The following is a 4,836-nucleotide window of genomic DNA, read 5'->3' on the forward strand; positions in this document are numbered from 1 at the left end:
CCCGCTCCCCCGGCTGGGCCGTCCCGCCCACCGGCGCCGGGGCGGTCGCGGCCCAGTAGTCGCCGTCCACCGGCCGCCGCCCGCGCAGGTCCTCCCGCACCTCGTCGGCCAGCCGGCGGGTGTCGCGGCGGTTCATGGTGGCGCCGATTCCCGCGCCGACCAGCAGCGGCGTCACCGCCGGCAGGTGGCGCAGCGAGCTGCGGGTCAGCCGGCGGCCGAGCTTCCGGCGCACCTCCGAGCCGATCGCCAGCGCGGCGAAGCCGGCGGGCCGCACCAGCAGGCTCGCGTCGATCCCCCGGCGGTCGGCCCAGGCCCCGAGGTAGGCGCCTGCCCGCTGGGTGGCGGTGCCCACGGCCGGGGTGCCGTACACCTCGTGCAGCTCGGCGATCAGCTTGACCTCCACGGCCGCCACCGCGAGCGTCTCGGCCGCGATCTCGGCCGGCATCGCGGGCGGCACCGGCAGCATCGCCGCCGCGCCGACGCCCGCGCCGAGCGCGCCGGAGGCCCGGACGGCGCCGGCCACCAGCAGGTCGGCCAGCTGCTCGGGGAAGGCGGCGTCCGGGTGCTGCGCCCGCAGGGTGGCGAGGTCGCGCACCGGGATCCGCGGCGCGGTCCGCACCAGCTGCTCGGTCAGCGCCTTGCCGCCGTACGCGGCGCCCTTGGCCGCTCCCCTGGCGGCGGCCCGGCCGCCCTGGCCCAGCAGTCGGGCGGTGTGCAGCACCAGGGCGCGGCCGCGGCCGCGCCGGCGTGCCGCGTACGCGGCGACCGGGCCCTCGCCGACGGGCCGCTCGGACTCCTCGACCAGTTCGGCGAGCCGCTCGGTCAGCTCGGCTCCGGCCCGGTCGGGCTCGGTCGGGCCGGAGCCGGCGGGATCCGGTTCGACGGCCGGCCGGGAGCGGCCGGGCCTGCGGAAGACTGCCATGGGAATCCGGTGCCCCTTTCGCTGGGCGGCGGCACGGCCCGGGGGCCGGGGCCGCCTACTCGACGATCTCCACCCCACGCCAGAAGGCCACCCGGTCGCGCACGTGCTCGGCTCCGGGCATCGGGTCGGCGTAGAACCAGGCGGCGTCCGGGTTGGTCCGCCCCTCGACCTCCACCGTCCAGTAGCCGGCGGTGCCCTTCCAGCCGCACACCGTGGTGGTCTCCGAGGGGCGCAGGTACTCGGTGCGCACCGCCTCGGCCGGGAAGTAGTGGTTGCCCTCGACGACGACGGTGTCGTCGCTCTCGGCGATGACGACGCCCTGCCAACTCGCTGTGGTCATACCGTGATTGTGCCTGACGGAGGTGTTCCGCGCCGCTGCTTCCGGTCAGGATAGCGGGTGGGCGTGCACCGGCCCGTTCGGCTCCTGGTGGCCGCCGCTGGCCAGTATCCGGACCTCGCCGGCGGCGCTGATCTCGGCCCGGACGATGCCGGTCTCGTCCTCGTACACGGGGTGGCCGCCCGGGCCGGTCGCGTCGGTGCGGGTCACCACCACGACGTCCTGCGGGGCCTGGGTGCCGGGGGTACCGGGGAAGGTCAGGGCGTAGCGCTCGGCACGGTTCATCACACCGGCTCCCGCCTACCCGGCGGCCTCGGCCGGCACGGCGGCCCGGGCGTGCGGGCCGCGGACCTCCAGCTCGGCGAGCAGCCGCCCGGTGGCCTCCGCGACCGCCTCGACGGCCCGGTCGAAGGCCTCCCGGTTGTGCGCCGCGGGGGCCCGGAACCCGGACACCTTGCGGACGTACTGGAGGGCCGCGGCGTGGAAGTCCTCCTCGTCGGCGTCGGGCGTGACGGGAGGTCGCAGGGTCTTGATGTTGCGGCACATGCTCCCAGTCTCGCGCGCCTCGGCCGGGTCGGCGACCCCCGTTCGTCACACGCACCTCACGACGCCGTCACCCGGCCGGATTAGGATGCCGGACGAACGAATTCGTCCCGCTTCGTCCGGCCGCCCGTCCCACCGTCGTCCCCGCCCTTCGCCCCACCCCGCCCTTCGCCCCGCCGCGCGCTTCCCCGGTCCGTCGGCATCACTCCGGAGTCCCCCCTTGCCTCTCGCGCTGCTCGCGCTGGCCGTCACCGCGTTCGCCATCGGAACCACCGAATTCGCCGCCATGGGCCTGCTCCCCCAGGTCGCCGACAGCCTCCACGTCTCCATCCCGCAGGCGGGCTGGCTGATCTCGGCGTACGCGCTGGGGGTGGTGGTCGGTGCGCCGCTGCTGACCGCGCTGGCCTCCGGACGGCCGCGCAAGGCCGTCCTGGTGGCGCTGGCCGGCCTGTTCGCGACCGGCAACCTGCTGTGCGCGCTGGCCCCCGACTTCTGGACCCTGGCCGCCGCCCGGCTGGTCACCGGGCTGCCGCACGGGGCCTTCTTCGGGGCCGGCGCGGTGGCGGCGGCCGAGCTGGTCGCGCCGCACCGGCGGGCCCGGGCGGTGGCCGTGATGTTCTCCGGACTGACCGTCGCCAACATCGTCGGCGTCCCGGCCGCGACCCTGCTCGGCCAGCACCTGGGCTGGCGGGCGACCATGCTGGTGGTCGTGCTGATCGCGGCCGCCGGGACGGCCGCCATCGCCCGGCTGGTGCCCGCGCTCCCCTCCCCCGGCCAGTCCGGGCTCCGACACGAGCTGCGGGCCTTCCGCAGCGGGCAGCTCTGGCTGGCGCTGGCCACCGTGGTGTTCGGCTGCGGCGGCTTCTTCGCCTGCTACAGCTACATCGCGCCGCTGCTCACCGAGGTCTCCGGGTACGCCACCGGCTCGGTGACCCTGGTGCTGGCGCTGTTCGGGGTCGGCATGACGATCGGCAACGTGCTGGGCGGGTTCGCCGCCGACCGGGCGCTGCGGCCGACCGTCTGCGCGGCCTTCGTGCTGCTCTCCGCCACCCTGGCGCTGTTCGCGGTGACGGCTCACGCCCGCTGGTCGGCGGCCGTCACCGTGGTGCTGATCGGGCTGTTCGGCTTCGCGATCGTGCCGGCCGTGCAGACCCTGGTGCTCCAGAAGGCGCGCAGCGCCCCGACCCTGGCCTCGGCGACGGTGCAGGGCGCCTTCAACCTGGCCAACGCCCAGGGCGCGTACTTCGGCGGGCTGGCGCTGGCCGCCGGGTTCGGCTGGACCGCGCCGACGCTGGTCGGCGCGGGCCTGGCCGCCGCGGGAACGCTGATCGCGGTGCTCGCCTGGGCGGCCGACCGGCGCCGGCCCGCCCCCGTGGCGACGGAACCGGCGGCGGCCGGGGTGACCGCGGTGGCCGTCGACGGGAAGGTGACGGCGGTCTAGACCGGTCTAGATCTCCCGGTGGGCCTCGGCGAGCAGCTGGTAGCCGGCGCCGTTGGCCTTGATGCCCGCCCTCTCGTCCTCGGTCAGCTCGCGCCGGACCCTGGCCGGGACGCCGGCGACCAGCGAGCCGGGCGGGACGGCCATGCCCTGGGGCACCACCGCGCCGGCCGCGACCAGCGAGCCGGTGCCGATCCGGGCGCCGTTGAGCACGGTGGCGTTCATGCCCACCAAGACGTCGTCCTCGACCGTGCAGCCGTGCAGCACGGCGTTGTGGCCGACCGATACCCGTTCGCCGACCACCAGCGGGAAGCCGGGGTCGGCGTGCAGGGTGCAGTTGTCCTGGATGTTGCTGCCCGCGCCGACGCTGATCGACTCGGCGTCGCCGCGCAGCACCGCGCCGTACCAGACGCCGGCACCGGCGGCGACGGTCACGTCCCCGACCACGACGGCGTTGGGCGCCACGAAGGCTCCCGGGTCGACGGCGGGCTCCCTGCCCCCGACTGCGGCGATCAGCGGCTCTGCCATGGCTCGTCCTCCTGGTGACGGTGGGCCGTTGGGTCGCCGGTCAGCGTAGGGGGTCGGTCAGGGTGCCGTGCGGGCGAGGTCGGGTCCGGCCGCGCCGGGGGCGGTCGCGGGGGCCGCGGGCCGGGCGCCGCAGAGCGCCGTCACGATCACCGTGTTCCAGGCGGCGTTGGCGGGCGCCTCCGGGGCGTCGTGGACGGTGGTGCTCCCGGCGAACGCCCGCCCGCCGTCCGGGGCGCCGAGCATCATCGTGCTGTAGCCGGGGACGCCGCCCGCGTGGCCCCAGAAGGAGCCGCAGGGGGTGTCGAGGCGCTGCAGGCCGAGGCCGTACGTCCGGCCCTCGCCGTGGGCGGTGGTCCGTTTCATCGCGGCGAGTTCGGCCGGGCGCAGCAGGCGGCCGCCGAGCAGGGCGTCGAGGAAGGCGGTCAGGTCCGCCGTGGTGGAGACGCCGGCGCCGGCCGGGCCGGCCATCGAGGGGTTGAGCAGGGTGACGTCGACCGGGCCGGTGGCGGTCTTGAGGTAGCCGTGGGCGTGCGGGCCGGGGAGGACGGGCGAGTCGCCGGGCATCCGGGTGCCGGAGAGGCCGAGCGGGCGGATGATTCTGCGGGTCACCTCCTCGTTCCAGCTGCGGCCGGTGAGCTTCTCGACGACCATCCCGATCAGGACGTAGTTGGTGTTGGAGTACCGCCAGTCCTGGCCGGGCGGGAAGTCGGGCGGGTAGCGGTTGGCGATGTCCACCAGGTCCTGGAGGCCGTAGTGCCTGAAGCGGCCGCCGTCGAGCCATTGCGGCCGTTGGAAGTCGAAGGCCCGGTCCTGGGCGTACTCGGCGACGCCGCTGGTGTGGTCGAGGAGTTGCCGGACGGTGATCGCGGCGCTGTTCGGGACGACGCCGGGCAGCAGGCACTCCAGGCGGTCGTCGAGGTCCAGCCGGTGCTCGCCGACGAGCTGGAGCAGCGTGGTGGCGACGAAGGTCTTGCTACCGCGCCGCCGGCGAGAAGCACGGCTACTTCGCGTCCAAGGACGACGCCGAGATCTTCGAACACGAGCTGACCCACGCCCTCCTCCACCAGG

At 75.7% G+C, this 4,836-nt stretch carries 6 protein-coding genes and 2 pseudogenes; 2 read left to right on the forward strand and 6 right to left on the reverse strand.

What is annotated here, in order from left to right; translation table 11 throughout:
- The 4 genes from AB0E96_RS38195 to AB0E96_RS38210 form a co-directional block, all read right to left on the reverse strand.
- Positions 1 to 922: hypothetical protein (locus AB0E96_RS38195; RefSeq protein ID WP_359831002.1), on the reverse strand; the 922-nt coding region annotated here is incomplete at its 3' end.
- 55 nt (positions 923 to 977) lie between these two features.
- Positions 978 to 1,262, reverse strand: a complete 285-nt coding sequence (locus AB0E96_RS38200; RefSeq protein WP_359831004.1) for a DUF427 domain-containing protein — start codon at positions 1,260 to 1,262, stop codon at positions 978 to 980.
- 45 nt (positions 1,263 to 1,307) lie between these two features.
- Positions 1,308 to 1,544, reverse strand: a complete 237-nt coding sequence (locus tag AB0E96_RS38205) for a DUF6296 family protein (protein WP_359831005.1) — start codon at positions 1,542 to 1,544, stop codon at positions 1,308 to 1,310.
- 15 nt (positions 1,545 to 1,559) lie between these two features.
- The gene (locus AB0E96_RS38210; RefSeq protein ID WP_359831007.1) at positions 1,560 to 1,805 is read right to left on the reverse strand and encodes a DUF2277 domain-containing protein; all 246 of its coding nucleotides are present in this window, start codon (positions 1,803 to 1,805) and stop codon (positions 1,560 to 1,562) included.
- Between the two features lie 217 nt (positions 1,806 to 2,022).
- Between AB0E96_RS38210 and AB0E96_RS38215 the strand changes: the two genes are divergently transcribed.
- Entirely contained in the window at positions 2,023 to 3,243 is a 1,221-nt protein-coding gene (locus AB0E96_RS38215; protein WP_359831008.1) for an MFS transporter, read from the forward strand.
- Positions 3,244 to 3,249: 6 nt separating this feature from the next.
- Here the strand turns inward: AB0E96_RS38215 and AB0E96_RS38220 are convergent, their stop codons facing one another.
- On the reverse strand, positions 3,250 to 3,768 hold the full coding sequence (locus AB0E96_RS38220) for a gamma carbonic anhydrase family protein (protein WP_359831010.1): 519 nt from the start codon (positions 3,766 to 3,768) through the stop codon (positions 3,250 to 3,252).
- A 57-nt stretch (positions 3,769 to 3,825) separates the two neighbouring features.
- Positions 3,826 to 4,731, reverse strand: a pseudogene (locus tag AB0E96_RS38225) (serine hydrolase domain-containing protein); the annotation flags it as partial.
- Positions 4,732 to 4,781: 50 nt separating this feature from the next.
- Between AB0E96_RS38225 and AB0E96_RS38230 the strand changes: the two are divergent.
- Positions 4,782 to 4,836 (forward strand): annotated as a pseudogene (locus tag AB0E96_RS38230) (hypothetical protein); the annotation flags it as partial.

Origin of the sequence: Kitasatospora sp. NPDC036755 (assembly GCF_040636595.1) — a bacterium.
In the GTDB taxonomy this organism is placed as follows: domain Bacteria; phylum Actinomycetota; class Actinomycetes; order Streptomycetales; family Streptomycetaceae; genus Kitasatospora.

Excerpts from the sequence above, each read along its gene's own strand:
- AB0E96_RS38200 (WP_359831004.1), bottom strand. The coding sequence starts at position 1,262 with ATGACCACAGCGAGTTGGCAGGGCGTCGTCATCGCCGAGAGCGACGAC.
- AB0E96_RS38205 (WP_359831005.1), bottom strand. The coding sequence starts at position 1,544 with ATGAACCGTGCCGAGCGCTACGCCCTGACCTTCCCCGGTACCCCCGGC.
- AB0E96_RS38210 (WP_359831007.1), bottom strand. The coding sequence starts at position 1,805 with ATGTGCCGCAACATCAAGACCCTGCGACCTCCCGTCACGCCCGACGCC.
- AB0E96_RS38220 (WP_359831010.1), bottom strand. The coding sequence starts at position 3,768 with ATGGCAGAGCCGCTGATCGCCGCAGTCGGGGGCAGGGAGCCCGCCGTC.